The sequence below is a fragment of the Rahnella sp. CFA14(1/10) genome, assembly GCF_004195095.1.
Lineage (GTDB): Bacteria > Pseudomonadota > Gammaproteobacteria > Enterobacterales > Enterobacteriaceae > Rahnella > Rahnella perminowiae.
In genome coordinates, this window is record NZ_SEWS01000008.1 from 270,769 (window position 1) to 296,265 (window position 25,497).

General features: G+C 50.7%; 23 protein-coding genes. 15 read left to right on the forward strand and 8 right to left on the reverse strand.

Annotated elements, in window-relative coordinates:
• Positions 1 to 11: 11 nt before the first annotated feature.
• Positions 12 to 1,244 carry a peptidase T gene (gene pepT / locus EVX52_RS17535; protein WP_129991758.1) on the reverse strand — a complete coding sequence of 411 codons (1,233 nt, stop codon included), beginning with the start codon at positions 1,242 to 1,244 and terminating at the stop codon, positions 12 to 14.
• Between the two features lie 159 nt (positions 1,245 to 1,403).
• On the opposite strand from pepT, the gene EVX52_RS17540 reads away from it, so the two are divergent.
• Positions 1,404 to 2,999 (forward strand): ABC transporter substrate-binding protein, encoded by a 1,596-nt coding sequence (locus EVX52_RS17540; RefSeq protein ID WP_129952315.1) that lies wholly within the window; start codon positions 1,404 to 1,406, stop codon positions 2,997 to 2,999.
• Between the two features lie 615 nt (positions 3,000 to 3,614).
• Here the strand turns inward: EVX52_RS17540 and EVX52_RS17545 are convergent.
• Positions 3,615 to 4,511 carry a TIGR01777 family oxidoreductase gene (locus EVX52_RS17545; protein WP_129991759.1) on the reverse strand — a complete coding sequence of 299 codons (897 nt, stop codon included), beginning with the start codon at positions 4,509 to 4,511 and terminating at the stop codon, positions 3,615 to 3,617.
• 142 nt (positions 4,512 to 4,653) lie between these two features.
• Positions 4,654 to 5,283 carry a GSH-dependent disulfide bond oxidoreductase gene (yfcG, locus tag EVX52_RS17550; protein WP_129952317.1) on the reverse strand — a complete coding sequence of 210 codons (630 nt, stop codon included), beginning with the start codon at positions 5,281 to 5,283 and terminating at the stop codon, positions 4,654 to 4,656.
• 316 nt (positions 5,284 to 5,599) lie between these two features.
• On the opposite strand from yfcG, the gene yfcD reads away from it, so the two are divergent.
• Complete coding sequence (gene yfcD / locus EVX52_RS17555) at positions 5,600 to 6,232, forward strand: NUDIX hydrolase YfcD (RefSeq protein ID WP_129991760.1); 633 nt, start codon at positions 5,600 to 5,602, stop codon at positions 6,230 to 6,232.
• A 37-nt stretch (positions 6,233 to 6,269) separates the two neighbouring features.
• Here yfcD and EVX52_RS17560 read toward each other — a convergent pair whose 3' ends face one another.
• Positions 6,270 to 7,286: a LacI family DNA-binding transcriptional regulator gene (locus EVX52_RS17560; protein WP_129952319.1), complete on the reverse strand. Its 1,017-nt coding sequence runs from the start codon at positions 7,284 to 7,286 to the stop codon at positions 6,270 to 6,272.
• A 351-nt stretch (positions 7,287 to 7,637) separates the two neighbouring features.
• On the opposite strand from EVX52_RS17560, the gene EVX52_RS17565 reads away from it, so the two are divergent.
• The 5 genes from EVX52_RS17565 (at position 7,638) to EVX52_RS17585 (ending at position 11,808) form a co-directional block, all read left to right on the forward strand.
• Positions 7,638 to 8,081, forward strand: a complete 444-nt coding sequence (locus tag EVX52_RS17565; protein WP_129952320.1) for a PTS sugar transporter subunit IIA — start codon at positions 7,638 to 7,640, stop codon at positions 8,079 to 8,081.
• A gap of 135 nt (positions 8,082 to 8,216) precedes the next feature.
• On the forward strand, positions 8,217 to 8,498 hold the full coding sequence (locus EVX52_RS17570) for a PTS sugar transporter subunit IIB (protein WP_129952321.1): 282 nt from the start codon (positions 8,217 to 8,219) through the stop codon (positions 8,496 to 8,498).
• Between the two features lie 50 nt (positions 8,499 to 8,548).
• Positions 8,549 to 9,925 (forward strand): PTS ascorbate transporter subunit IIC, encoded by a 1,377-nt coding sequence (locus EVX52_RS17575; RefSeq protein WP_129952322.1) that lies wholly within the window; start codon positions 8,549 to 8,551, stop codon positions 9,923 to 9,925.
• 103 nt (positions 9,926 to 10,028) lie between these two features.
• Positions 10,029 to 10,862 (forward strand): transketolase, encoded by an 834-nt coding sequence (locus tag EVX52_RS17580; protein ID WP_129991761.1) that lies wholly within the window; start codon positions 10,029 to 10,031, stop codon positions 10,860 to 10,862.
• Positions 10,855 to 11,808: a transketolase family protein gene (locus tag EVX52_RS17585; protein ID WP_129991762.1), complete on the forward strand. Its 954-nt coding sequence runs from the start codon at positions 10,855 to 10,857 to the stop codon at positions 11,806 to 11,808. Before EVX52_RS17580 ends, EVX52_RS17585 begins: the two co-directional genes overlap by 8 nt.
• Positions 11,809 to 11,884: 76 nt before the next feature.
• On the opposite strand, the gene pta is transcribed toward EVX52_RS17585, so the two are convergent.
• Positions 11,885 to 14,029, reverse strand: coding sequence for a phosphate acetyltransferase (pta, locus tag EVX52_RS17590; protein WP_205952685.1), 2,145 nt, complete (start codon positions 14,027 to 14,029; stop codon positions 11,885 to 11,887).
• A gap of 181 nt (positions 14,030 to 14,210) precedes the next feature.
• Complete coding sequence (ackA, locus tag EVX52_RS17595) at positions 14,211 to 15,413, reverse strand: acetate kinase (protein WP_129952326.1); 1,203 nt, start codon at positions 15,411 to 15,413, stop codon at positions 14,211 to 14,213.
• Positions 15,414 to 15,515: 102 nt separating this feature from the next.
• On the opposite strand from ackA, the gene EVX52_RS17600 reads away from it, so the two are divergent.
• From EVX52_RS17600 to EVX52_RS17620, 5 genes are all read left to right on the forward strand, one after another.
• On the forward strand, positions 15,516 to 15,704 hold the full coding sequence (locus EVX52_RS17600) for a hypothetical protein (protein WP_238486099.1): 189 nt from the start codon (positions 15,516 to 15,518) through the stop codon (positions 15,702 to 15,704).
• A gap of 228 nt (positions 15,705 to 15,932) precedes the next feature.
• Complete coding sequence (gene yfbV / locus EVX52_RS17605; protein WP_129991764.1) at positions 15,933 to 16,388, forward strand: terminus macrodomain insulation protein YfbV; 456 nt, start codon at positions 15,933 to 15,935, stop codon at positions 16,386 to 16,388.
• Between the two features lie 192 nt (positions 16,389 to 16,580).
• Positions 16,581 to 17,075: a YfbU family protein gene (locus EVX52_RS17610; RefSeq protein WP_129952329.1), complete on the forward strand. Its 495-nt coding sequence runs from the start codon at positions 16,581 to 16,583 to the stop codon at positions 17,073 to 17,075.
• A 24-nt stretch (positions 17,076 to 17,099) separates the two neighbouring features.
• The gene (locus tag EVX52_RS17615) at positions 17,100 to 17,753 is read left to right on the forward strand and encodes a sugar phosphatase (RefSeq protein WP_129991765.1); all 654 of its coding nucleotides are present in this window, start codon (positions 17,100 to 17,102) and stop codon (positions 17,751 to 17,753) included.
• 119 nt (positions 17,754 to 17,872) lie between these two features.
• Complete coding sequence (locus EVX52_RS17620) at positions 17,873 to 19,705, forward strand: SLC13 family permease (RefSeq protein ID WP_129991766.1); 1,833 nt, start codon at positions 17,873 to 17,875, stop codon at positions 19,703 to 19,705.
• 8 nt (positions 19,706 to 19,713) lie between these two features.
• Here the strand turns inward: EVX52_RS17620 and yfbR are convergent, their stop codons facing one another.
• A complete protein-coding gene (yfbR, locus tag EVX52_RS17625) occupies positions 19,714 to 20,313 on the reverse strand; it encodes a 5'-deoxynucleotidase (protein WP_129952332.1) in 600 nt (199 codons plus the stop codon).
• A gap of 117 nt (positions 20,314 to 20,430) precedes the next feature.
• Entirely contained in the window at positions 20,431 to 21,645 is a 1,215-nt protein-coding gene (locus tag EVX52_RS17630) for a pyridoxal phosphate-dependent aminotransferase (RefSeq protein ID WP_129952333.1), read from the reverse strand.
• A gap of 985 nt (positions 21,646 to 22,630) precedes the next feature.
• Between EVX52_RS17630 and lrhA the strand changes: the two genes are divergently transcribed.
• The 3 genes from lrhA to EVX52_RS17645 all read left to right on the forward strand — a co-directional run bounded on the left by lrhA (position 22,631) and on the right by EVX52_RS17645 (position 25,420).
• Positions 22,631 to 23,575: a transcriptional regulator LrhA gene (lrhA, locus tag EVX52_RS17635; RefSeq protein ID WP_129952334.1), complete on the forward strand. Its 945-nt coding sequence runs from the start codon at positions 22,631 to 22,633 to the stop codon at positions 23,573 to 23,575.
• Between the two features lie 704 nt (positions 23,576 to 24,279).
• Complete coding sequence (locus EVX52_RS17640) at positions 24,280 to 24,723, forward strand: NADH-quinone oxidoreductase subunit A (protein ID WP_129952335.1); 444 nt, start codon at positions 24,280 to 24,282, stop codon at positions 24,721 to 24,723.
• A 22-nt stretch (positions 24,724 to 24,745) separates the two neighbouring features.
• Entirely contained in the window at positions 24,746 to 25,420 is a 675-nt protein-coding gene (locus EVX52_RS17645; protein ID WP_129952336.1) for an NADH-quinone oxidoreductase subunit B family protein, read from the forward strand.
• The last annotated feature ends 77 nt before the right edge of the window (positions 25,421 to 25,497 follow it).

The following is a 25,497-nucleotide window of genomic DNA, read 5'->3' on the forward strand; positions in this document are numbered from 1 at the left end:
CTAAAATAGCATCAGCCTTTCGCGGCCAGCAGGCACAGCTGAACGGTCAGCTCGTAGGATTTCACAAACGAATTCACTGGCAGGAACTCAAATTTTGAGTGGAAATTATGCGCGCCGGTAAAGTAGTTCGGCGTCAGCAATCCTTTGGCCGACAATGCCGCACCATCGGTGCCGCCGCGCATCGGGATCACTTTGGGCTCCACGCCAATTTCTTTCAGTCCTGCAAAAATCAGGTCGATCGCCCGGCGATCTTCGCCGATGGCACTGCTGATATTGCTGTAGGTGTCGCTGATCTCCACCGAGACTTTTGCGCTCGGATACTGCGCGGCAATCTCTTGTGCCACGTCCTGAATTTTCTGCTTACGGGCGGCAAAACTGACGTTGTCAAAATCACGGATTGAGGCTTTCAGTTCTGCTCCCTGCTGGGATGCGCTCATGCCGTTGAACCAGATATAACCTTCCCGGCCTTCGGTGTTTTCAGGGGTTTCAGCACGGTCAAAATGGCTGATGAAATCCTGTGCCATCAACAGCGGATTCACCAGTACGCCTTTGGCCGACATCGGATGCGCTGTCACGCCGGTGAAGGTAATTTCTGCCGCCGCCGCATTGAAGTTTTCATACACCACTTCGCCCAGTTCGCAGCAATCGATGGTATAAGCAAAGTCCACATCGAAGCGGGCGAGATCCAACGCCTTGGCACCGCGCAGGCCGATTTCTTCGTCTGGCACGAACGCCACCACGATATCGCCGTATTCCTGCTCAGTCGTCAGGTTTTCCAACAGTGTCATCACTACCGTGACCGCCGCTTTATTGTCCGCGCCCAGCACGCTGGTGCCGTCGCTGAAAATAATGTCCTCACCTTTATACGGCAGGATTTCCGGGCGTTCGGAAGGGCGCAGCCAGATATCCAGTTCTTTGTTCAGACACACATCCTCACCGGTAAAACGCAACGTCTGGGGATGAATATCCGGACGCAGGCCGACATCGACCGTATCTATATGCGTAATGAACCCGATGCGCGGACCGCCTTTTTTGGTGCCGGGTTTTACTGCCGTCACGGTCGCCTGTTCGTCGATCTGAATATTTTTCAGGCCCAGCTGATGCAGTTCCTCAGCCAGTAGCCGCGCCATATCATGCTGGCCTGGCGTGCTTGGCAGGGTGGTCGCGCTGGCATCACTCTGTGATGTTACGCTGAGATAACGGTAGAAACGTTCGGTAAGCTGTTTTGCGATTGTTGTCGACATCTTGACCTCTGAATGTGCGCAAATATTGTTCCCTGTTATAAGATTTTCATATATAACAAAGTATTACTACGTGTTATCCAGATGTTAATCTGTTTTTGCTTTAGGTTCCACGATGAAGAAGATTTAAACACTCTCCGGACAGGGAAAATAGGGAAAAGAATGAAACACAACATCTTAAAAATAAGCACAGGCTTACTGGCGTTAACTCTCACTGGCGGCGTTTGTGCTAAAACGCTGGTTTACTGTTCCGAAGGTTCGCCTGAGCAATTCAACCCGCAGCTTTATACGTCGGGCACCTCTGTGGATGCCAGCGCCGCGCCAATTTATAACCGTCTGGTGGATTTCAAAATCGGTACCACTGAACTGGTGCCGGGTCTGGCAGAAAGCTGGGAGGTCAGTGCGGACGGTAAAACCTATACCTTCCACCTGCGCAAGGGCGTGAAATTTCAGAACAGCAAGCTGTTCAAACCGACCCGTGATTTCAACGCTGACGACGTGATCTTCTCGTTCATGCGCCAGAAAGACGAAAATAATCCTTATCATAAAATTTCCGGCGGTACTTACCTTAACTTCGACAGCCTGAAAATGGGTGACCTGATCGGCAGTATTGATAAGGTGGATGATTACACCGTGCGTTTCAACCTGACGCGCCCTGAAGCGCCGTTCGTGGCCGATCTGGCATGGTATTTTGCTTCCATCCTCTCGGCGGAATATGCCGATCAGATGCTCAAAGCCGGCACGCCGGAAAAAGTCGATCAGGATCCGATTGGTACCGGGCCGTTTGAACTGGTGCAATACCAGAAAGACACGCGTCTGCTGTACAAAGCTTTCCCGGACTACTGGCAGGGTAAATCCAAAATTGACCGTCTGGTGTATACCATTACGCCTGATGCCTCAATGCGTCTGGCCAAACTCGAGAAGAATGAATGTCAGGTGATGCCATTCCCGAATCCGGCTGATCTGGAGCGTATGCGTGCCAATAAAGACATCAATCTGATGAGTAAGGCTGGCCTGAACACCGGTTTCCTGTCCTTCAACACTCAGAAACCCCCGCTGGATAATGTGAAAGTGCGTCAGGCGCTGACCATGGCGATCAACAAACCGCAAATCATAGAAGCCGTATTCCATGGTACGGGAACCGTGGCGAAAACACTGCTGCCGACCGGTGTATGGAGCTATAACGACAAACTGGTGGATTACGATTATTCACCGGAGAAAGCCAAAGCCCTGCTGGCCGAAGCGGGTATGCCGAATGGTTTTGATATCGATTTGTGGGCGATGCCGGTTCAGCGTCCGTATAACCCGAACGCCCGGCGTATGGCGGAAATGATCCAGGCTGACTGGGCCAAAATCGGCGTGAAGGCGCATATCGTCAGTTACGAATGGGGCGAGTATCAGACCCGTATCCGTAACGGTGAACACATGGCGGCGCTGATGGGCTGGACGACGGCGAACGGCGATCCGGATAACTTCTTCGGCCCGCTGTTTACCTGTAATGCCGCGAAGGGCGGTTCAAACTCAGCCAAATGGTGTTACGCGCCGTTTGATAAGCTGATCACCGAAGCCAAAGAAACGACCGATCATGCAAAACGTGTAGCGCTTTACGAGCAGGCCCAGCAAATGATGCACGATCAGGCACCGGCGGTAATGATTGCTCACTCGACCATTTTCGAACCGGTACGTAAAGAAGTGACCGGCTATGAAGTGGATCCGTTTGGGAAACATGTGTTTTATCAGGCTGATATTAAGGAGTAAATCCTGAGCGGGATTAGAACGGATGAAAATTGAAACTGTGAAAGTTTCGGTTTCTCAATAGCAGTTCTCATACGAGATATTTTGCCGAAACCGAGCAGAGGGGAAAGGCTTTTCCCCTCTGCACTCCCCTCGCTTTTTCACTGCGCGCTGTCGCTGGAACGAAGGACATGTTCTGGTCGTTCTGAGTGTGGCGCAAAATGTCATCGCTCCGCGATTCCCTCATTTCAGGCTTCGAGCCTTAGGTCTCGAACCGTTCATTCGGTGCCATTTTTGAGCACGCCAATCAACATTTCTAAAAGATAAAAAACAATCTGCCTTTGAATTTAAGATCGCACGGGCGTTTCAGAAAGCTTGCTGAATGAGAGGTTGCAGACCCAAGGCTGCAATCCCGAAATGAAGGCACCGCGCAGCGGCAAGATTTCCAGCCTGTCGCAGTGATACCTGAAACATAGCTAGCGAGCGTTAGCGCTTGTTGAAAAAGCGAGGAGGAATCCAAAGGAGGAAAAGCACTTTCCTCCTTTGGGCGGTTTCGGCGCAGAAAGTTAAGTAATCTCAGTTATTGAGAAACCGAAACATCCCCAGTCTGGTACGGCAGGGTGAAGGCTGCCAAACCCTTCACCCTAGCAAATCCTCCAGCGCCTCTTTCAGTTCCTGATGCTTAAAAATAAACCCTGCGGCTTCCAGCCTGCGCGGGACGGCACGCTGTCCGCCGAGTACCAGCACGGCTGATTCCCCCATCAGTAACCTTATTACCGGCGCGGGTGCCCGCATAAATGCCGGACGGTGCAATACTTCGCCAAGCAGAGCGCTGAATTGCTCGTTACGTGCCGGGTACGGCGACACCATATTGAACGGGCCGGAAAGTGTTTCGTGTTCCAGCAGGAAAATAATCGCGTCAATCATGTCGCTGATGTGGATCCAGGGCATGTATTGCTGACCATCACCGAGCGGGCCACCGAGACCGGCACGGTAGGGCAGAACTATTTTTGCCAGCGCACCGCCTTTTTCAGCCAGGACGATGCCGGTACGCAGCAAACAAACACGCGTTGCCGGGCTTTGTGCTGACATCGCCAGTGCTTCCCAGCGGGCACATAACTGCCAGGTAAACTGCTTATTAGGTGGCTCGTCTTCCGGCACGAGCGCCTGACCCTGATCGCCGTAATATCCGACCGCTGAGCCGGAGATAAACACAGAAGGCGGCTTTTCACTGGCATTAATCAGCGTTGCCAGTTGTTCGGTCAGTTTCCAGCGGCTTTCACAAAGCAATGCTTTATACTCTTTGGTCCAGCGTTTGTCGGCAATCGGTTCACCGGCAAGATTAATTACGGCATCGAAACCATCGAGTGAGGTTTTTCCTTGCAGCGTTTCCCAGACGGAAACCTGAGTGCCGAGTAACTTCGCCGCGCGTTCAGGTGCACGGCTCAGGGCGGTGATCTGATGAGATTGCGCAAGCAGCCGTTCGGTGAGTTTCCTTCCGATGAGGCCGGTGGCGCCGGTAATCAAGATCTTCATATCGTGATCCTTAACTGTCTGAATACGCGGATGAACTGCCTTTAATCATAGATGAGTCATCGCTATTAACGCGCGATATGGAGCACAATTAAGGGTTTTTTATTTTGAGACATTCACAATACTGCCGGCAAACTGAAGGGGCTTACGGAACCTGCGCCAGCGCGTAGGCTTTTTGTGTCGCCGGGCGGCTTTTAACCCTTTCGAACCAATTGCGCACGGCCGGGTATTGTGCGAGATCAATTCGCTGACGTTCATGAGCCGCTACCCACGGATAAGTGGCTATGTCGGCGATACTGTAATTCTCCCCGGCGATATACGCGTTTTTCTCTAACTGGCGGTTCAGCACACCATACAGACGCTGAGTTTCCTGTAAATAACGCTCAATGGCATAAGGGACCGGTTGCGGCGCGTAATGCGTAAAGTGGTGGTTCTGACCCAGCATCGGACCAAAGCTGGCTACCTGCCAGGTGAGCCATTCCAGTGTCGCAGTCCGCTCGCGCAACTCTTTGCTGAGAAATTTTCCGGTTTTTTCTGCCAGATATTGCAAAATTGCGCCAGACTCAAAAATACCGATCGGTGCGCCGCCGTCAACGGGCTGACTGTCAACAATCGCCGGGATTTTGTTGTTTGGCGAAATGGCCAGAAATTCAGGTTTGAACTGTTCTCCGGCGCTGATATCAACGCGATGGAGCCGGTATTGCAGGCCACTCTCTTCAAGAAAAAGAGAAATTTTATGGCCATTCGGTGTGGGAGCGTAATAAAGATCGATCATATTGCCTCCTGCGTTGTTTTAATCACTGTCGCGACTGGCGGGGACGGGATACGCCAATAGGGAACGGGTAATCACAAACTTCTTATCCGGTTTATTAGGTTATCATAATGTAGATGTTTAGAGGTCTATGTCAGACTTGTCTGATGGCGAACTTTGCGGGGTAACATAGCTTTTAGGTTGCATCAACGCATCCATAGCTATTGAAGCTAACCAGCAGACCCAGATAGAATCTCAGCACATTATCGACGTGTTGCAAAATCACAGCGCACAGACTTATTGCGCACAGATCAGCGCTTAAAAGAGAAGGTTCCAGCGGATGTCAGAACAAGAGCAAAACATCAGTACGGATGAGTGGGTGGATATCGTCAACGAAGACAACGAGGTCATTGCCCAGGCCAGCCGACAACAAATGCGTGCTCAGGTCCTGCGTCACCGTGCCAGCTATATTGTGGTTCATGATGGAATGGGGAATATTTTGGTTCAGCGTCGGACTGAAACCAAAGACTTCTATCCGGGCTGGCTTGATGCAACGGCCGGTGGTGTGGTGCAAAGCGGTGAAAATATTCTTGATTCCGCCCGCCGTGAAGCCGAGGAAGAACTGGGCATCGCCGGTGTGCCGTTTGCAGAGCACGGTCAGTTCTACTTTGAAGAAGAGAACAAATGCCGCGTATGGGGTGCACTGTTCAGTTGTGTATCCCACGGTCCGTTTGCCCTGCAGGAAGAAGAAATTGATGCCGTGCGCTGGATGACACCGGAAGAAATTACCGCGCGCTGTGATGAATTTACGCCAGACTCGCTGAAAGCACTTTCTCTGTGGATGACGCGCAACAATGAAAAAGAACACGGTAAGCCTCTGCCCCGTGAAGCCGCCGCTGCTGTGGCTGACGCGTCTGTCTCTGAAGACCCTAAAAACGATGCCGTGGTGTCGTCACCAAAAGACGCTATCTGAGACACACTTACGGGCGAGCTCATATCGCCCGTTTTCTTTAGCAACTCTCCCGCTTGCACAACGACGAAGCGATCATCACTTCTTCCCACTCCTCGTCATTAATCCTCGCCAGTAACGCCTGGGCAGCCCGTATCCCGATTTCTTTATGCGGTATGGCAATGGTGGTCAGCGGTGGCTGGCATACTTTACTGACATCGGCGTTGCCAAAGCCGACCACGGCAAGATCGTCAGGCACTTTGATGCGTCTGCGCTGACATTCATACAATGCGCCACAGGCGAGATCGTCGGAAACACACACCAGCGCGTCAATTTCCGGCCAGGCGAGCAGAAATTCCGGCAATTGCTGAGCGCCGGTGGAGAAGCTGGCTGGCTCAGCGGCGTTTATCACCCGGTGCGGAGACATGTGCGCTTTTAACATGGCCTTGCGCCAACCCTGAAGGTGTTGCTGGAAAATCCACTGCTCCTGATTAGCACACAACATGCCGATATTCTGATACCCCCTGGCGATCACCGTCCGGGTTAGCTGAAACATCGCCTCGACATAATCAATGCCGATATTCATGTCGATCGGCGAATCGGTCAGCGCGCCGATTTCCAGCACCGGTATGGTCAGGTTATCCAGCCATTGCCGTACGTTGGCCGAATGCTCAACGGACAGCAAAATCGCCGCCGCCAGATTATAGGAAAGCAGCGTTTCCAGCAGTTTTTCTTCCCGCTCAATACGATGCTGAGATTCCGCCAGCATGATCTGATAACCCGCCGGTTGCAGCACTTTCTGTAACCCGGCAAACATCTCGGCGCAGCCCGCTTCGGAAAGGCTCGGTACAATCATCGCAATGGTATTTGATGAAGCAGAAGCCAGCGAACTGGCGGCCTGATTGGGCAGGTATCCGAGCTGGCTCACGGCCTCTTCGATCTTCTCCCGCAGCTTGTCGGAGACCTGTTCAGGTGTTCGCAGTGCACGGGAGACGGTCATACTGCCCACGCCTGCCAGCTGCGCAACATCGGCCAGCGTCACTCTTCCGGTACTGCGTCTCTTCTTGTTAATGGACATTCACGATCCTGACCTTAACTGCGCATCTTGCGCACAATGTATACCCATGGGTATAGCGAAAAAAGCGGGCCGCAGCAGGACCGGCAAAACGGGAACCACGGCAGAATTCGGTAAATTATCGGCAATTTCCAGACAAAGTATACCGTTATTTATGTGATCCACGGGACGGTGGTACCGCCGCGCGATTATTTTTGATAGCGCTATCACAGTTCTCAATGATAGAAGTTTGGTAGCGCTATCTTTGAGATGTGTGTCACAGATGTTAACGCTATCGCTGAAGTAGAGTCAGGATCGTTGGTGCGGTCTGGGGGAAATTTGACCGGCCATCTTAAAAAAATACGGAGCCTGACTATGTTAAATGATTGGCTGACATCTGAACGAATTCAGATCAGAACGGATATCACGGACTGGCGGCAGGCGGTGGAGGTCAGTGCACAACCCCTGCTGAAAGAAGGGACCATAACCCCGGATTACCTGACGGCAATTTTCGCTCAACGGGAAAAGCTGGGGCCGTATTTTGTTCTGGCACCGGGTATTGCCATGCCGCATGCCAGACCAGAAGAAGGGGCGAACGGGTTGGGACTCTCGTTACTGACACTGCCACACGGCGTGGTGTTTAATTCAGAGGATAACGACCCGGTCTATACGGTGGTGATGTTATCGGCTGCTGATAAACACAGTCATGTTGAACTGATTTCTGAACTGGCGGAATTATTTTCCAGTGAAGAAGATATGCAGAAAATACATCAGGCAAAAACGATCAGAGAAATTCAGGACATTATATCCCGCTATTAGTCTGCCTTTATATCAGAAGGGCATGGGGTTCAAGCCTAAAGAAATCCTGAAATTCAGGGGCATGAATATGTGCAACTGAACTGTGATCCTACGCAATGTAAACTTTTAAAAAACAGATAAAGAACAGGTGAAAAAATGAAAATCATGGCGATTTGTGGCTCCGGTTTAGGCAGCAGTTTTATGGTTGAAATGAACATCAAGAAGGTTCTGAAAAAACTTAATATTCAGGCAGATGTTCAGCACTCCGATTTGTCCTCAGCCATTCCGGGCGAGGCCGATCTGTTTGTGATGGCAAAGGACATCGCTGCCAGCGCCAGTATTCCTGAAAACCAGCTGGTGGTGATCACTAACATCATTGATATTAATGAACTTGAAACAAAACTGATGGCTCACTTTGAAAAGCATCCGGTGTCCTGACCGGCACGGAATAACCCTACAAATAAAACAAATAGACAAACGAGGTGGATATGTTTATCCAGGAAACGCTCAAGTTTGTGGTCGATATATTAAAAGTGCCTTCTATACTGGTGGGGCTCATCGCATTAATCGGTCTGGTAGCGCAAAAGAAAAACTTTTCTGATGTGGTGAAAGGCACGGTTAAAACAATACTGGGCTTTTTAGTCTTAGGCGGTGGTGCCACAGTATTAGTCGGTTCATTAAATCCTTTAGGCGGCATGTTTGAACATGCCTTTAATATCCAGGGTATTATTCCTAATAACGAAGCGATTGTTTCCATTGCGCTGGAGAAATTCGGTGCACCGACAGCGTTAATTATGGCGTTTGGTATGGTGGCAAACCTGATCGTGGCCCGTTTCACCCGTCTTAAATATGTGTTTCTGACCGGTCACCATACGTTTTATATGGCCTGTATGATCAGCGTTATTCTGACAGTGGCCGGTTTCGAAGGCGTTTCACTGGTGTTCACCGGCTCCCTGACGCTCGGGCTTATCATGGCGTTCTTCCCGGCGCTGGCGCAACGCTATATGCGCAAAATTACCGGCAGCGATGACGTCGCATTCGGTCATTTCGGCACTATCGGTTATGTCTTATCGGGCTGGATAGGCAGCAAGGTCGGTAAAGGTTCACGTTCTACGGAAGAAATGAATTTGCCGAAAAACCTCAGCTTCCTGCGTGACAGTTCCATTTCTATCTCGCTCACCATGATTATCATTTATCTGATTATGGCGGTATTCGCGGGGCAGGTCTTTGTTGAAGCCACTTACAGCGCAGGTCAGAACTATCTGGTGTACGCCATTATTATGGCAATTACTTTCGCGGCGGGCGTGTTCATCATTCTGCAAGGGGTGCGTCTGATCCTGGCGGAAATCGTTCCGGCATTCGTCGGCTTCTCCGAGAAATTGGTGCCTAATGCCCGCCCGGCGCTGGATTGCCCGGTGGTGTATCCGTACGCGCCGAATGCGGTGCTGATTGGCTTCCTGTTCAGCTTCCTCGGGGGGCTGGTGGGGCTGTTCCTGTTAGGGCAGATGCATCTGGTGCTTATCCTGCCCGGTGTAGTGCCGCACTTCTTCACCGGTGCAACGGCGGGCGTGTTTGGTAATGCCACCGGCGGGCGTCGCGGGGCGATGGTCGGTGCATTTGCCAACGGCGTGCTGATTACCTTCCTGCCGGTTCTGTTGTTACCGGTACTCGGCGCGCTGGGCTTTGCCAATGCAACCTTCTCTGATGCGGATTTCGGCGTTATTGGCATTCTGCTGGGTAACCTGGCCCGCTTCATGTCGAAGGAAGGCATCATGGCGCTGATTGTCGGAATCTTCGCGGTACTGGTTGCCTGGAACTATCTCGGTAAAAAACCGGTGGCTGAGAAAGAAGCCACTGAGAAGTAATAGCCTGCATCACTGCATTTTTAACTCCATCCGGGAAACACTGTCCTGCCTGTTAGAAATAACAGGTCAGGATAAGCATTCATTAAAATAAGGACCCATGAAGATGAAAGATGTCCAGAAGGTTCGTGATCTTGCCCGCCATATCCGCATCGAGACGCTGAAAATGCTGACCGGTCTGGGATTCGGGCATTATGGCGGCAGCATGTCCGTGGTGGAAACGCTGGCCGTGTTGTATGGCGATGTGATGCGCATCGATCCGGAAAAACCAGACTGGCAAGATCGTGATTATTTCGTGCTGTCAAAAGGCCATGCGGGGCCGGCGCTGTATGCCACGCTGGCACTGAAAGGTTATTTCCCGGTCAGCGAATTACACACACTCAACCAGAACGGAACCCGTCTGCCGAGCCATCCGGACCGGCTGCGCACCACGGGCGTGGATGCGACCACCGGCTCGCTGGGACAAGGCGTGTCCATTGCGGCGGGCATGGCGCTTTCGCATAAGCTGGCCGGTCGCAGCAACCGTGTATTCTGCATTCTTGGCGACGGCGAACTCAACGAAGGACAGTGCTGGGAAGCCTTCCAGTTTATTGCACACCACAACCTGCACAATCTGACGCTGTTCATTGATTACAACAAACAGCAACTCGACGGCACGCTGGATGAAGTCATCAAGCCGTTTGATCTGGCCGGAAAATTCAGTGCATTTGGCTTTGATGTGCAGACCATTAAAGGCGATGACATTGCAGCGATAAGTGAGGCGGTCACACCGGTTCGTCATGCTGAGCAACGTCCGCTGGTGGTGATACTCGACAGCATCAAAGGGCAGGGCGTGAAGTATCTCGAACAACTGGCGAACTCGCACCATCTGCGTCTAACGCCGGATGTGAAACTGGAAATCGAAAATGCTATCGCTGAGCTGGAGGCCACCCATGTTTGAAGTCTCTCTGGAATTACAAAAAGACGCGGTGGAAATGCGTAAAGTTTACGCCAATACCGTGCGTCAAAAGATCGTAGAGAACACGCCGGTTATCGCGCTGGAAGCCGACCTGATGAGCTCGATGGCGATGGACGGCGTGCATAAAGATCACCCTGATCATGTGATTAACTGCGGCATTATGGAAGCCAACGTGATCGGCGTTGCAGCAGGTTTGTCGCTGACCGGTCGCGTGCCTTTTGTGCATACTTTTACCGCATTCGCCAGCCGCCGCTGTTTCGATCAGCTATTTATGTCACTGGATTATCAGAAAAATAATGTGAAGATTATTGCGTCCGATGCGGGCGTCAGTGCCTGCCATAACGGTGGTACGCATATGTCGTTTGAGGATATGGGTATCGTGCGCGGGCTGGCGAGTTCGGTGGTGATGGAAGTTACCGACGCCGTAATGTTCCGCGATATCCTGTTGCAACTGATGGATTTGAAAGGCTTTTACTGGGTGCGCACCATCCGTAAACAGGCCACGCAGGTTTATCAGGAAGGTTCGACATTCACCATCGGCAAAGCCAATGTGCTGCGCGATGGCAAAGACATGACGCTGATTGCCAACGGCATTATGGTCGCTGAAGCACTGAAAGCGGCAGAAATGCTCGGGCGCGAAGGCGTGAGTGCGGCGGTCATTGACATGTTCACCCTCAAGCCGATTGATAAAGACATCATCATTCAATACGCCGCGAAAACCGGCAAAATAGTGACCTGCGAAAACCACAGTATTCACAACGGGCTGGGATCGGCGGTGGCGGAAGTACTGGTAGAAAATCAGCCGGTGCCGATGCGCCGTGTCGGCGTGAAGGAACGTTACGGTCAGGTGGGCACGCAGGAGTTTTTACAGCAGGAATATGGCCTGACGGCTGAGCATATTCTGGAAGCCGCGAAAACATTGCTCTGAATTTTTATCGAAAGAAATGCGACCCAAAAAAAACGCCGGATATTAAGTCCGGCGTCTTACCTTCAGAAGTTCTGACTTATTTAGCCGGAACAGCCGCTTCTGCCTGAGCAGACTGAATCGCTGTCAGTGCAACGGTGTAGACGATATCGTCTACCAGTGCGCCACGTGACAGGTCATTGACCGGTTTACGCATGCCCTGCAACATCGGTCCGATTGAGACCAGATCCGCAGAACGCTGTACCGCTTTGTACGTGGTGTTACCGGTATTCAGGTCAGGGAAGATGAACACGGTCGCTTTACCCGCAACCGGCGAGTTTGGCGCTTTGGACTGAGCAACGTCAGCCATGATAGCGGCGTCATATTGCAGCGGGCCATCGATGATCAAATCCGGGCGTTTTTCCTGTGCCAGACGGGTCGCTTCACGCACTTTTTCAACATCGCTACCTGCGCCGGAATTACCGGTTGAGTAGGAGATCATCGCAACGCGTGGTTCGATACCGAACACCGCAGCAGAATCCGCAGACTGGATTGCGATTTCAGACAGCTGTTCAGCGGTAGGATCCGGGTTGATCGCGCAGTCGCCGTAAACCAGAACCTGGTCAGGCAGCAGCATGAAGAATACAGAGGAAACCAGCGAGCTACCCGGTGCGGTTTTGATCAGCTGCAACGGCGGGCGGATGGTGTTTGCTGTGGTGTGAACCGCACCGGAAACCAGACCGTCAACGTTACCTTGTTCCAGCATCAGAGTGCCCAGAACCACGTTGTCTTCGAGTTGTTCACGTGCAACCACTTCGGTCATGCCTTTGTTTTTGCGCAGTTCAACCAGACGGGCTACATATTCTTCACGGACAGCCACCGGATCAACGATTTCGATGCCTTTACCCAGCGTCACGCCCTGAGCTGCTGCAACGCGTTTGATTTCGTCAGGATTACCCAACAGTACGCATTCAGCGATACCACGTTCAGCACACAGCGCTGCCGCTTTTACGGTACGTGGTTCGTCGCCTTCCGGCAGAACAATACGTTTACCGGCTTTACGGGCCAGTTCGGTCAGCTGATAGCGGAATGCCGGCGGTGACAGACGGCGTGAACGTTCGGAATGTGCGCTCAGGGAGTTGATCCAGTCAGCGTTAATGTGAGACGCCACGTACTGTTGCAGTTTCTCTACACGCTGATGGTCATCTGCAGGTACTTCCAGATTAAAGCTCTGCAGGCTCAGGGAGGTCTGCCAGGTGTTGGTTTCTACCATAAAGACAGGCAGGCCGGTCTGGAAGGCACGTTCACACAGGCTGTTGATGCGTTCGTCGATTTCATAACCACCGGTCAGCAGGATAGCGCCAATTTCCACGCCGTTCATGGCGGCCAGACAGGCTGAAACCAACACGTCAGGACGATCAGCAGAGGTCACCAGCAGAGAGCCCGGACGGAAATGCTCCAGCATATGCGGAATGCTGCGTGCACAGAATGTTACGGATTTCACGCGGCGGGTTTTCACATCGCCTTCGTTGATAATACGTGCGTTCAGATGCTTAGCCATGTCGATTGCGCGGGTGGCAATCAGCTCGAAGCTCCAGGGAATGCAGCCAAGAACCGGTAGCGGGCTGTTAGCGAACAACTGGGTCGGGTCGATATTCGCCACGCTGGCTTTGGTGGAATCATCAAAGATTTCGGACAGGTCAGGACGTGTACGACCCTGATCGTCAACCGGCGCATTCAGTTTGTTAATGATTACGCCGGTGATATTTTTGTTTTTGCTGCCACCGAAGCTGGAACGGGCCAGTTCGATACGTTCTTTCAACTGTGCAGGAGAATCATTGCCCAGCGCCAGCACAAAGACGATTTCTGCATTCAGGGTTTTGGCAATTTCATAGTTCAGCGCATTGGCGAACTGGTGTTTACGGGTAGGCACTAAGCCTTCAACCAGCACCACTTCCGCATCTTTGGTATTTTCATGATAACGCGCGATGATTTCTTCCATCAGTACGTCTTGCTGGTTTGAGCTCAGCAAGGTTTCCACATGGCTCATTTTCAGCGGTTCTGCAGCGGTCACGCTGGAGTTAGCACGAATAATGGTGGTGGTTTGGTCAGGAGCATCTCCGCCAGTACGCGGTTGGGCGATAGGCTTGAAGATACTCAGGCTGACGCCTTTTTGTTCCATGGCACGGATCACGCCCAGGCTGACGCTGGTCAGACCGACGCTGGTGCCTGTAGGGATCAACATAATTGTACGGGACACGGCTAAACCTCTTTAACGGTTGCCAGGCAGGGACCTTCGCAGGTTTGTACAGGGAGGATAATGATCAGCATAAGCGCGATGATTATCCTGCGCGGTGCGTCCAAACGGGCGGCGTTTGCCTATAAGTGAAAAATTGCCCGCATTACGCGGGCAGTCTTGAATCGAATTATGCAGTCAGACGCGCGGCGTCTTGTGCAATCACCAACTCTTCGTTGGTTGGAATAACCAGAGCGGCGCGGGTGCCTTCTTTGTTGATCGCCCCGGATTTGCCAAAACGGGCAGCCAGGTTACGTTCATGATCCACTTCAAAGCCCAGCAGACCCAGTTTAGCCAGCGACAGTTCGCGAACCATTGCAGCGTTTTCACCGATACCACCGGTGAATACGACGGCATCCAGACGGCCTTCCATCAATGAGGTATATGCACCGATGTATTTCGCCAGACGGTGGCAGAAGACGTCCATGGCACGTTTAGCATCTGCTTTGGTGGTGTAGTTATCTTCAACATAACGGCAGTCACTGGTGACTTCAGTCAGGCCCAGCAGACCTGATTCTTTGGTCAACATTTTGTTGATTTGATCAACGCTCATGCCCAGTGAATCATGCAGATGGAAGATGATGGCCGGGTCGATGTCACCGCTGCGGGTACCCATCACCAGACCTTCCAGTGGGGTCAGGCCCATGGAGGTATCAACACATTGACCGTTACGGATTGCACTGACAGAACCGCCGTTACCCAGGTGGCAAGTGATCAGGTTCACTTCTTCCACGGGTTTGTTCAACATTTTTGCGGCTTCCTGTGTCACGTAGAAGTGACTGGTGCCGTGTGCGCCATAACGACGGACGTGATGATCTTTATACAGGCTGTACGGCAGTGCGTAGAGGTAGGATTCTTCTGGCATTGTCTGATGGAAAGCCGTGTCGAAAACGGCAACGTTTTTATCAGCCAGTTTAGGGAATGATTTCAGGGCTTCATCGATACCGATCAGGTGAGCCGGATTATGCAGCGGCGCAAACGGAATAGATTCTTTGATACCCTCAATAACCGCGTCGTTGATCAGCATTGATTTGGTCAGCTTCTCGCCGCCATGAACGATGCGGTGGCCGATCGCAACCAGTTCTGCGGACAGCTCAGGTTTTTTGCTCAGAATGTTATTAACGATGAATTTCAACGCTTCACTGTGTGCGGCACCCGCACCCAAAGCGGCTTCTTCTTTGCCACCGTCCATTTTCCATTTAATGCGCGCTTCTGGCAGATGGAAACATTCGGCTAAACCTGAAATGTGCTCTTCGCCGTTTGCAGCATCAATGATGGCAAACTTGAGGGAAGAACTACCACAGTTAAGAACCAGTACAAGCTTACTCGACATGGAAGTACCTATTTATTGTTGGTGCTGTTTAAAAAAACAATACACGTGGTTAATAAATCGTCAGTCTGACATCAAGCGTAGCGCATAATGGCGGCGACAATTATGATTAACATCATGCCAGAGAGCCAAAACGGACATGACGATGAAAAAGCTGAAGAATCGCCGGGCTTTGGTTTTTTTAAGCGTCCGGATAACAGAAATAAATCAGTAAACAGCACTGTATATTTCGGTTTACACGTCTTCAGGATGTTACTAATCAGTAAAAACACTAACAAAAAATACAATAACTAATTACAAATCCTCTCAGACCGAGGCACTATGCTTATTATGGGGATGAAAGATTGCAATTCACCGCTTTCACCCCAACTTTATATTGATCCCGTTACCTGAGAGGGTTGCGAGGCTGCGATAGAATACCGACAGGTGCCAGCAAAAACAAAATATATTTTATCGTGGTAAACTCCAGTTTGTGTTTTACAACTATTTTTTAAATTTTATACGCGAAGTTGAGGTGCAACGATGACGAGTAAGCCAACAGGCTCCATAGGCTGGTTCCAGGTATTCCAGCGCGGGCAGCACTATATGAAGACATGGCCGTCAGATAAGCGCCTGGCTCCGATGTTTCCCGAGAACCGGATTTCTACGGCTACGCGTTTCGCCGTGCGCATCATGCCGCCGGTAGCGGTCTTTACCCTGACGTGGCAAATCGCTTTAGGTGGACAACTCGGTCTGGCCGTCGCCACGGCGATTTTTGCCTGCAGCCTGCCGATGCAAGGATTATGGTGGCTGGGTCGCCGTTCTCTGACGCCGCTGCCGCCGGGATTACTCGGCTGGTTCCATGATGTACGCAACAAGCTCGCTGAATCCGGACTGGCACTGGCACCGATTGAAGGTACGCCGACGTACCAGTCACTGGCTGATGTCCTTAAGCGCGCGTTCAAACAGCTGGACAAAACCTTCTTAGACGATCTGTAAGCCTGTTTTCCCCGATTGCTGCGACTGTCATCAATGACAATCTTTCATAAGTCGTATCTCGCCGGGGAAATCTCCCCGGTGATTATTTCAGGTGAGATCCCGACTCAAATCAAAGAATGGTGTGCTTGCGATTTCGCAGAACTTTGCGCTATGCCATGCTTTGCGCATTATGCAGACATGAGGATTTTCACGATGGAAATGACGAACGCTCAACGCCTGATTTTGTCCAATCAATACAAAATGATGACCATGCTGGATCCCGATAATGCGGAACGCTATCGCCGGTTACAAACCGTTGTAGAACGGGGTTTTGGTTTGCAAATGCGCGAGCTGGACAGAGATTTCGGCGAATTGCCGGAGGAAACCTGTCGCACAGTGATTAATATTATGGAAATGCATCATGCGATGCAGGTGTCCTGGACCCATTTGAAAGATACGCAAGATTTGGATCGCCGCCGTATTGATTTTCTGGGTTTTGATGCCGCAACGGAATCCCGCTATTTAAGCTATGTTCGCTTTATGGTGAACACCGAAGGACGTTACACCGATTTTGATGCAGGCACTCACGGGTTTAACTCGCAGACCAAAATGTGGGATAAATACCAGCGTATGCTGGCGGTCTGGCAGTCGTGCCCGCGTCAGTATCATCTGAGTGCGGTAGAGATCGCGCAAATTATCAATGCCTGATGTCAATACTTAAAGGAGTCGCCTGTGCTTTGTAAGGGTTTTTTGTTCGACCTTGATGGAACGTTAGTTGATTCATTACCTGCAGTTGAGCGTGCCTGGGTGAACTGGGCGCTTAGCCGGGGTATCAGCCCCCAGGATGTACTGGCGTTTATTCATGGCAAGCAGGCGATCACTTCTTTGCGTCATTTTATGGCGGGTGAAAGTGAAGAAGCGATTCAAAAAGAGTTTCTGAAGCTGGAACAGATTGAAGCCACGGACACCGAGGGGGTAGCCGCGCTTCCCGGTGCCCATTTGCTGTTAAGTGAACTCAACCGGCAGAATATTCCCTGGGCAATTGTGACATCCGGTTCCTTGCCTGTCGCCAGCGCGCGCCATAAAGCGGCGCATTTGCCTGAGCCTGAAGTGTTTATCACCGCTGAACAGGTCAAACATGGCAAACCACAGCCTGACGCCTATTTGCTGGGAGCAGAACGTTTGGGTCTGGCACCGGAAGATTGCGTGGTGGTTGAAGATGCCGCCGCCGGTGTGATGGCCGGGCTGGCCGCGGGCTGCAAAGTCATTGCTGTAAACGCACCGGACGATACGCCCGGGATTGAAAATGTCGATTTCGACCTGACGACATTGGAAGTTCTGCTGATCAGCCGTACCGGCGAAGGTGTGAAAGTCAGTCTGCGTTAAGGTCAGAAAAAACACAATTTCCCTGTTTAAATTGATATAAACCCCGCCTGTGCGGGGTTTTTTTATGCCATTCTGGTACCCGTTCCTGCCTCTCAATCTCAACGCAAATGGAGTGTGTTTTGACCGGTGAATTGCTTTGGGTCGTCACGTTGCTGGCTATTGCGATGGTGCTGTTTGCACGCAATACGCTGCGAATGGATATTGTTGCTTTACTGGTCATTATTGCTTTTGTGCTCAGCGGCACGCTGACTATCAATGAAGCACTGGCCGGATTCAGTGATCCGAACGTTATTTTGATCGCGGCGCTGTTTGTGGTCGGCCACGGGCTGGTGAGAACCGGTGTGGCGTATCAGGTCGGTGACTGGCTGATGAAAGTGGCGGGCAACAGTGAAACGCGGATGCTGGTTTTGCTGATGCTTACTGTCGCAGGTCTGGGCGCTTTTATGAGTTCAACCGGCGTGGTCGCGATCTTCATTCCTGTGGTGATGAGCGTCTCGGCGCGCATGAAAACCTCTCCCGCACGACTGATGATGCCGCTGAGTTTCGCCGGGCTTATCAGCGGTATGATGACATTAGTCGCTACGCCGCCGAACATGGTAGTCAACAGCGAACTGTTGCGTGAGGGATTCGACGGTTTTGGTTTCTTCGGCGTCACCCCGGTGGGACTGGCGGTACTGATAATGGGTATCGGATATATGCTGATTGCCCGTCGCTGGCTGTCATCAGAAGATGCGGCACGAGGTCAGCAACACTGGAAGCGGCGAACTTTCCGGGATTTGATCCGTGATTATCATCTGACCGGCCGTGCGCGTCGCGTCACTATCCGCCCCGGTTCGCCTTTGGTCGGGCGTACACTTGATGATGTGCATCTGCGTTCCCGTTACGGCGCGAACGTCGTAGGCATTGAACGCTGGCGTAAATTTCGCCGTGTGATGGTCAGTGCGACGGGGAATACGGAATTGTTTGCCCGGGATGTGTTACTGCTCGATATGTCGGATCCTGACATCTCCATCAGACAATTTTGCACTGACGAAATGCTCGAGCCTATGGTGCTACGTGGTGAGTATTTTTCTGAGCAATCGCGGGATGTCGGGATGGCCGAAGTGTCATTAATTCCCGATTCCGAACTGCTCGGCAAAACGCTGCGTGATGTGGCATTCCGCTCCACCTATGGCTTAAATGTTGTGGGTATCCGCCGCCAGGGTGAAGCGCTGGAGGGAAAACTGGTGGATGAGGAATTGCAGCTGGGCGATATGCTGCTGGTGATTGGCGACTGGAAACTGATCCGCCAGCTTCAGCAACAAATGCATGATTTCATTGTACTTAATCTTCCCGCTGAAGTGGATGAAGTCGCGCCCGCTCTGAGCCAGGCACCCCATGCGCTGTTTTGTCTGGCGCTGATGGTGGCGCTGATGCTCACCGATGATGTGCCTAACGCTATCGCCGCCATTATTGCCTGTATTCTGATGGGTAAATTCCGTTGCATCACGATGGAAAGTGCTTATAAAGCCATTCACTGGCCAAGTTTGCTGCTGATCGTCGGGATGATGCCTTTTGCGCTGGCTCTGCAGAAAACCGGCGGTGTGGCACTGATTGTGAAGGGATTGATGGAGATAAGCGGCGGCTATGGCCCGTATGTAATGTTGCTGAGCTTATTCATTCTCTGTGCAAGCATCGGGCTGTTTATTTCTAATACTGCAACGGCCGTCCTGATGGCGCCGATTGCTATTGCGGCGGCACACCAGATGGGGGTATCACCGTACCCGTTCACCATGATTATTGCTATTGCGGCTTCTGCCGCTTTTATGACACCGGTATCGTCACCGGTAAATACGCTGGTTATGGTGCCGGGCAACTATCAGTTTGGCGACTTTCTCCGCATCGGTGTACCGTTCACTTTGCTGGTGATGGTCGTCAGCATATTTCTGGTACCTGTCTTATTCCCGTTCTGATCGCAGGTTCAGAGCGGCGAATCGAGACTGATTTCGTCCAGCGAGAGGCTGAAACTCGGAATGAAGACTTCCATAAAGTAATCCATTTCCGGGCTTTTTCTGTCTGCCAGCGTTTTCTCCAGACGGGCTTTCGCCAGAGTGAATTCGTTATTGCCTGCCGATAATTCCTCCAGACATTTCAGATAGGCGCACAGCGCATCAGCCTGTTTTACGGTCAGTTTTTCTTCTTCCGTATAATAATGTTCGTCAATCAGCGGGCGGAAATCCTCCTGTAATTCCTTCGGCAGCATTTCAATCAGTTTCTGCTGGGCAATTTTCTCAATCTTTTTGTACTCATGGGCAATCTGCGGATTGTAATACTTGATTGGCGTCGGCATATCGCCGGTAAGCACTTCGCTGGCATCGTGGTACATGGCGAGCAGAGCAACGCGTTCCGCACTCAGATTGCCATTGAATTTACGGTTCTTGATCACGGCTAAAGCATGGGCGACGAAAGCGACTTGCAGACTGTGCTCCGACACGTTTTCAGTACGGACATTGCGCATCAGCGGCCAGCGGCTGATCAGTTTAAGGCGGGAAAGGTGGGCGAAAAAATGGCTCTGATTCATAACACTCTCGATTACTGCGGTGAATGAATGACTATTGTGAGCAGTGCGAAACCGTTATGCAAATGCGGAAATTGAAAGGAAAGGCGAAAGGGCGCTGTCGTCAGCGCCCTGATTTCATCACTGGCGATAGGTTTCGAGGAAACGTCCCAGTTTATTGACAGCCATTTCCAACTCATCCACACGTGGCAGCGTCACGATACGTACATGATCCGGATACGGCCAGTTGAACGCAGAACCCTGAACCAGCAATACCTTTTGCTGTAACAGTAAGTCGAGCACCATTTTCTGATCGTCATGGATGTTGAAACGTTTGGCGTCAATGCGCGGGAACATATACAGGGCGCCCTTTGGTTTCACGCAGGAAACGCCTGGAATTTCATTGATCAGTTCCCATGCACGATCGCGTTGTTCGACCAGGCGTCCGCCCGGCTGAATAAACTCGCTGATGCTCTGATAGCCGCCCAGTGCAGTCTGAATGGCATGTTGCATCGGCACATTGGCGCAAAGGCGCATCGAGGCCAACATTTCCAGACCTTCAATATAACCTTTCGCATGTTTCTTCGGTCCGTTCAGAACCATCCAGCCCTGACGGAAACCGGCTACGCGGTAGGTTTTTGACAGACCGTTAAAGGTGACCGTCAGTAAATCCGGTGCCAGGGAGGCGATGGAGATGTGCCGGGCTTCGTCATACAGGATCTTGTCGTAAATTTCGTCGGCAAAAATAATCAGATTATGTTCCCGGGCGATGTCCACAATCTGCATCAGTAATTCTTTACTGTATACGGCGCCGGTCGGGTTATTCGGGTTGATAATCACAATGCCACGGGTACGCGGTGTGATTTTGTCACGAATATCGGCAATGTCAGGGAACCAGTCCGCCCCTTCATCACACAGATAATGCACAGCATTACCGCCTGATAACGAAACGGCTGCTGTCCACAACGGGTAGTCGGGCGCAGGGACTAACATTTCATCACCGGTATTAAGCAGTGCCTGCATGGACTGAACAATCAGCTCTGAAACACCGTTGCCGATATAGATATCTTCAACCGTGATGTCACGCATATCGCGCGCCTGATAATGCTGCATGATCGCTTTACGTGCAGAAAACAGGCCTTTCGAATCACAATAACCTTGCGCGGTTGGCAGATTGCGGATGACATCGACCAGGATTTCATCAGGCGCATCAAAACCGAATGGCGCGGGGTTGCCGATGTTCAGCTTGAGGACTTTATTACCTTCTTCTTCAAGACGTTTTGCTTCTTTGAGCACCGGGCCGCGAATGTCATAACAGACGTTGTCCAGTTTGCGGGATTTTTCAATCGGGGACATGTAAGTGAGAGCCTTTTGCAGTAAAGCCTGTTCTTCCCTGGTGCCGAGCGACCGTAGAACAGTGCGAAGGGGTCAATTTACTCTCCCGCAAAGGGCATGAGAAGGGCTGTGCACCGTTTTGGTGAAAAACAGTATTAAAGCGGTCTGTGGTGGGGTATTACCGTATAGCACCTGAGTCTTAATGGTTAATTGTGCTAATTTATAGAGATATAACGATTTTATATGTTGTGATTGTGGGTTTTTTGTACAATAAATTCACTGTTTTTGCTGCCCTGCGCGCGTCCCCTGACCGACCATTTCATTGCCTTTAGGCACAGAACATCACGAAATCTTACCAAAGCTCGACAAATTCTGAAAAAAATTCAGGAAGCTTTGTTTTTCCGCTAAAAAACCTTAGCAAGAATTAGTTTTATTTATCTAATCATTAATAGTGAATGCTGGATGAATGATCATGTTCTAAGTAAAGTCTCAAACGTATTTCCTTTGATTATGTAAATGCTTTTGCTGCATATATTTCAGCAGGTCAGTGTAAACTAAATTTGATGAAACAAGAAAAATCTTAATGTTACTTAAAGATAAGCCTTGGGGCTTAAAATGATTATTCATGTGACTTAATGAATTTATTGAATTATATTTCCAGTAGTCACTTTTATCGGTTAATTTGGCTTATGTTTGCGCATGATAATATTGCCGAATGTCGGCTTTATGTTAGCAGCAGGCGGTATTGCAAGGGATATGGAACGGTTGGCGGCAACAGGCTATATTAAATAAGTAAATCTAATCATTTAGCCTTTGTGGGGAATTATTATGCACAGGTTTAATGACCGAATGCCCACAATGTTGAAAACTTGCATGCACAAATATTTCTCAATTTAGGTTATCAAATGAGTGAGTATCCGACATATCTGGTATTCTGCTTTTTGCGGGTACTTTGACGCACCATCAGGGTAGCTTGTTATTAGATTCTATAAAGTGAAGAAAAACTATGACAATTGCAAATCGTCCAATCCTCAATCTCGATCTTGATCTGTTGAGGACATTTGTAGCTGTTGCTGATTTAAATACGTTCGCTGCGGCTGCTGCTGCGGTGTGTCGTACTCAGTCGGCGGTAAGCCAGCAAATGCAACGTCTAGAACAACTCGTTGGAAAAGAACTGTTTGCCAGACATGGACGCAATAAATTATTAACTGAACACGGTATTCAGTTGTTGGGTTACGCACGCAAAATCCTTCGTTTTAATGATGAAGCCTGCACATCTTTGATGTATAGCAATGTTCAGGGTGGGATAACGATTGGCGCGTCAGATGATACTGCTGACACCATTTTACCCTTCCTGCTCAGTCGTGTGACATCCGTATATCCGAAGTTGTCTATTGATGTCCGCGTTAAACGCAGCCCTTTCATGTTGTCGATGCTCGAAAGTGAAGAAGTGGATTTGGCCATCACGACGATGACGAATACCGATCACCCGCACATCGTTCTGCGTACATCGCCCACACTCTGGTACTGCTCAGCTGATTTTGCGTATCCTTCCGGCGATAGTGTTCCGCTGGTGGTGCTTGATGAGCCAAGTCCGTACCGGATGATGGCAATAGAGCATCTGAGTCAGGCAGGGATCCCGTGGCGTATTGCTTATGTCGCCTCGACATTATCGGCAATTCGTGCGGCCGTGCGTGCGGGACTGGGCGTGACAGCCCGTCCTATCGAAATGATGAGCCCGGAGTTGCGTGTTTTGGGTGAACAGGATGGTTTACCACGTTTGCCGGATACGCAGTATGTGTTGTACAAAAATGCCCGTTGTGAAAATGAACTGGCAATGGCGATTTTCAATGCCGTTGAGCAAGGGAATGATCCATATTCTCTCAGTGCCTATGGTCCCCGTCCGGTAGCGGATGACGATCATGAGTTCCTGGCAGACTCTCAAAGTTAAGATAATCCCCCGGCTTTACCTTCCGCCTCCGTCTGACGGGGCGGGGGTAAAGGTTTCTCCCTCTTTAGAAGTAGCAAAATGATTACTTTTAGTGATTTTGTTTACTATCCTTTCTAAAACCCCTGTTTTGATTTGTTTACCTTCCGTGTCCCCCGCAACGACTGTTATCATCATCAACTATCACCGCAGTAAACCACGCAAAATGCTGGCTTTTCCAGGTTAAAAAAAAGCATAAAATTTTTCCGTAAATCGCTTGTCGTTTTTTGAAAATCAATAAAACTTGTTAAATGTATGGCTTTTTTTCTCTCAAAATTGACAGAACTCTGACATGGATCAAAAAAATAACCCTATTAAGAGAGTGGAAGCGGTGTCTATTCCTGCGACAATAGTAAAGTACGTAAGATGTCATCACTCCCGACACAGGCCCATGCTTTATCTCAGTATTTAACTGACACGATTTAGCTTAAGTTCCGGCGCATGATATGTTAATTAAATGATAAGCATGTAAACTAATGTGGAGATACTTTTGTCAAAGTTGACAAAAGGTTATAGAAAGGGGTAAAAAGCCCACAACAAATCACTGGCTTAATCCCTTGTTGAGCCGTGAACTGTGTGGTTTTTAATCCTTCCCTTGAATCGATGTGGTGCGCAAGCTGCCGACCTTACAGAGCAGATGCCAAAGTGCCACTTTTGATGAGTAAGCAATGAGTATGTCAACAGCCACTGAAGTCATCGCTCAACACTGGGCGTTCGCCGTTTTTCTTATCGTCGCAATGGGCATGTGCTGCCTGATGTTACTGGGCGCCGCGTTTCTTGGCGGGAGAGCCAGAGCGCGCTATAAAAACACGCCTTTTGAGTCAGGTATCGCCTCTGTCGGTACTGCCCGGCTGCGCCTTTCCGCCAAGTTTTATCTGGTCGCCATGTTCTTCGTCATTTTCGATGTTGAAGCCTTGTATCTCTATGCATGGTCAACGTCTATTCGCGAAAGCGGCTGGACCGGATTCGTTGAAGCCACCATTTTCATTTTGGTACTGCTGGCTGGTTTGTTCTATCTGGTGCGAATTGGCGCACTCGACTGGACACCAACACGTTCGAAAGGACCTGTTAAACCAAGCCCGGCGATTAATACCAACAGTCACCCTCAGTAAGCAGTCATAGCGAGGCATTAAGATGGACTATACGCTCACCCGCATAGACCCGGACGGTGAGAACGACCGTTACCCCCTGCAGTCTCAGGAGGTCGTCGGCGATCCTCTTCAGGAGCAGGTTAAACGCAGCGTCTTCATGGGAAATCTCCAGGAGTCACTGCATGGCATGGTGAACTGGGGTCGCAAAAACTCCCTTTGGCCCTACAACTTCGGTCTTTCCTGCTGTTATGTCGAAATGGTGACGTCATTCACTGCGGTGCATGACGTTGCGCGTTTTGGCGCAGAAGTGCTGCGTGCGTCACCACGCCAGGCTGACTTTATGGTGATAGCAGGAACCTGCTTTACCAAAATGGCTCCGGTTATTCAGCGTTTATACGATCAGATGCTGGAACCCAAATGGGTTATTTCGATGGGCGCCTGTGCGAACTCCGGCGGCATGTACGATATTTACTCTGTGGTGCAGGGCGTGGATAAGTTCCTGCCGGTCGATGTGTACATCCCGGGATGTCCGCCACGTCCGGAAGCCTACATGCAGGCTCTGCTGCTGTTGCAGGAGTCCATTGGTAAAGAACGTCGCCCGTTGTCATGGGTTGTTGGCGATCAGGGTGTTTACCGCGCGAATATGCAGTCTGAAAAAGAGCGTAAACGTGCTGAGCGTATTGCTGTGACAAATCTGCGTTCGCCGGACGAGATTTAACACTGCGGTCTGAGAGTCAACCCTGAGGGGGTATAAATATCCCCCTTACGGCATAAATGACCATTTAGTGTGGTGAA

Bases quoted from the DNA above. Each gene is read 5' to 3' on its own strand.
- pepT (WP_129991758.1), bottom strand. From the start codon at position 1,244: ATGTCGACAACAATCGCAAAACAGCTTACCGAACGTTTCTACCGTTAT.
- EVX52_RS17540 (WP_129952315.1), top strand. From the start codon at position 1,404: ATGAAACACAACATCTTAAAAATAAGCACAGGCTTACTGGCGTTAACT.
- EVX52_RS17545 (WP_129991759.1), bottom strand. From the start codon at position 4,511: ATGAAGATCTTGATTACCGGCGCCACCGGCCTCATCGGAAGGAAACTC.
- yfcG (WP_129952317.1), bottom strand. From the start codon at position 5,283: ATGATCGATCTTTATTACGCTCCCACACCGAATGGCCATAAAATTTCT.
- yfcD (WP_129991760.1), top strand. From the start codon at position 5,600: ATGTCAGAACAAGAGCAAAACATCAGTACGGATGAGTGGGTGGATATC.
- EVX52_RS17560 (WP_129952319.1), bottom strand. From the start codon at position 7,286: ATGTCCATTAACAAGAAGAGACGCAGTACCGGAAGAGTGACGCTGGCC.
- EVX52_RS17565 (WP_129952320.1), top strand. From the start codon at position 7,638: ATGTTAAATGATTGGCTGACATCTGAACGAATTCAGATCAGAACGGAT.
- EVX52_RS17570 (WP_129952321.1), top strand. From the start codon at position 8,217: ATGAAAATCATGGCGATTTGTGGCTCCGGTTTAGGCAGCAGTTTTATG.
- EVX52_RS17575 (WP_129952322.1), top strand. From the start codon at position 8,549: ATGTTTATCCAGGAAACGCTCAAGTTTGTGGTCGATATATTAAAAGTG.
- EVX52_RS17580 (WP_129991761.1), top strand. From the start codon at position 10,029: ATGAAAGATGTCCAGAAGGTTCGTGATCTTGCCCGCCATATCCGCATC.
- EVX52_RS17585 (WP_129991762.1), top strand. From the start codon at position 10,855: ATGTTTGAAGTCTCTCTGGAATTACAAAAAGACGCGGTGGAAATGCGT.
- pta (WP_205952685.1), bottom strand. From the start codon at position 14,029: ATGTTGATCCCTACAGGCACCAGCGTCGGTCTGACCAGCGTCAGCCTG.
- ackA (WP_129952326.1), bottom strand. From the start codon at position 15,413: ATGTCGAGTAAGCTTGTACTGGTTCTTAACTGTGGTAGTTCTTCCCTC.
- EVX52_RS17600 (WP_238486099.1), top strand. From the start codon at position 15,516: ATGATTAACATCATGCCAGAGAGCCAAAACGGACATGACGATGAAAAA.
- yfbV (WP_129991764.1), top strand. From the start codon at position 15,933: ATGACGAGTAAGCCAACAGGCTCCATAGGCTGGTTCCAGGTATTCCAG.
- EVX52_RS17610 (WP_129952329.1), top strand. From the start codon at position 16,581: ATGGAAATGACGAACGCTCAACGCCTGATTTTGTCCAATCAATACAAA.
- yfbR (WP_129952332.1), bottom strand. From the start codon at position 20,313: ATGAATCAGAGCCATTTTTTCGCCCACCTTTCCCGCCTTAAACTGATC.
- EVX52_RS17630 (WP_129952333.1), bottom strand. From the start codon at position 21,645: ATGTCCCCGATTGAAAAATCCCGCAAACTGGACAACGTCTGTTATGAC.
- lrhA (WP_129952334.1), top strand. From the start codon at position 22,631: ATGACAATTGCAAATCGTCCAATCCTCAATCTCGATCTTGATCTGTTG.
- EVX52_RS17640 (WP_129952335.1), top strand. From the start codon at position 24,280: ATGAGTATGTCAACAGCCACTGAAGTCATCGCTCAACACTGGGCGTTC.
- EVX52_RS17645 (WP_129952336.1), top strand. From the start codon at position 24,746: ATGGACTATACGCTCACCCGCATAGACCCGGACGGTGAGAACGACCGT.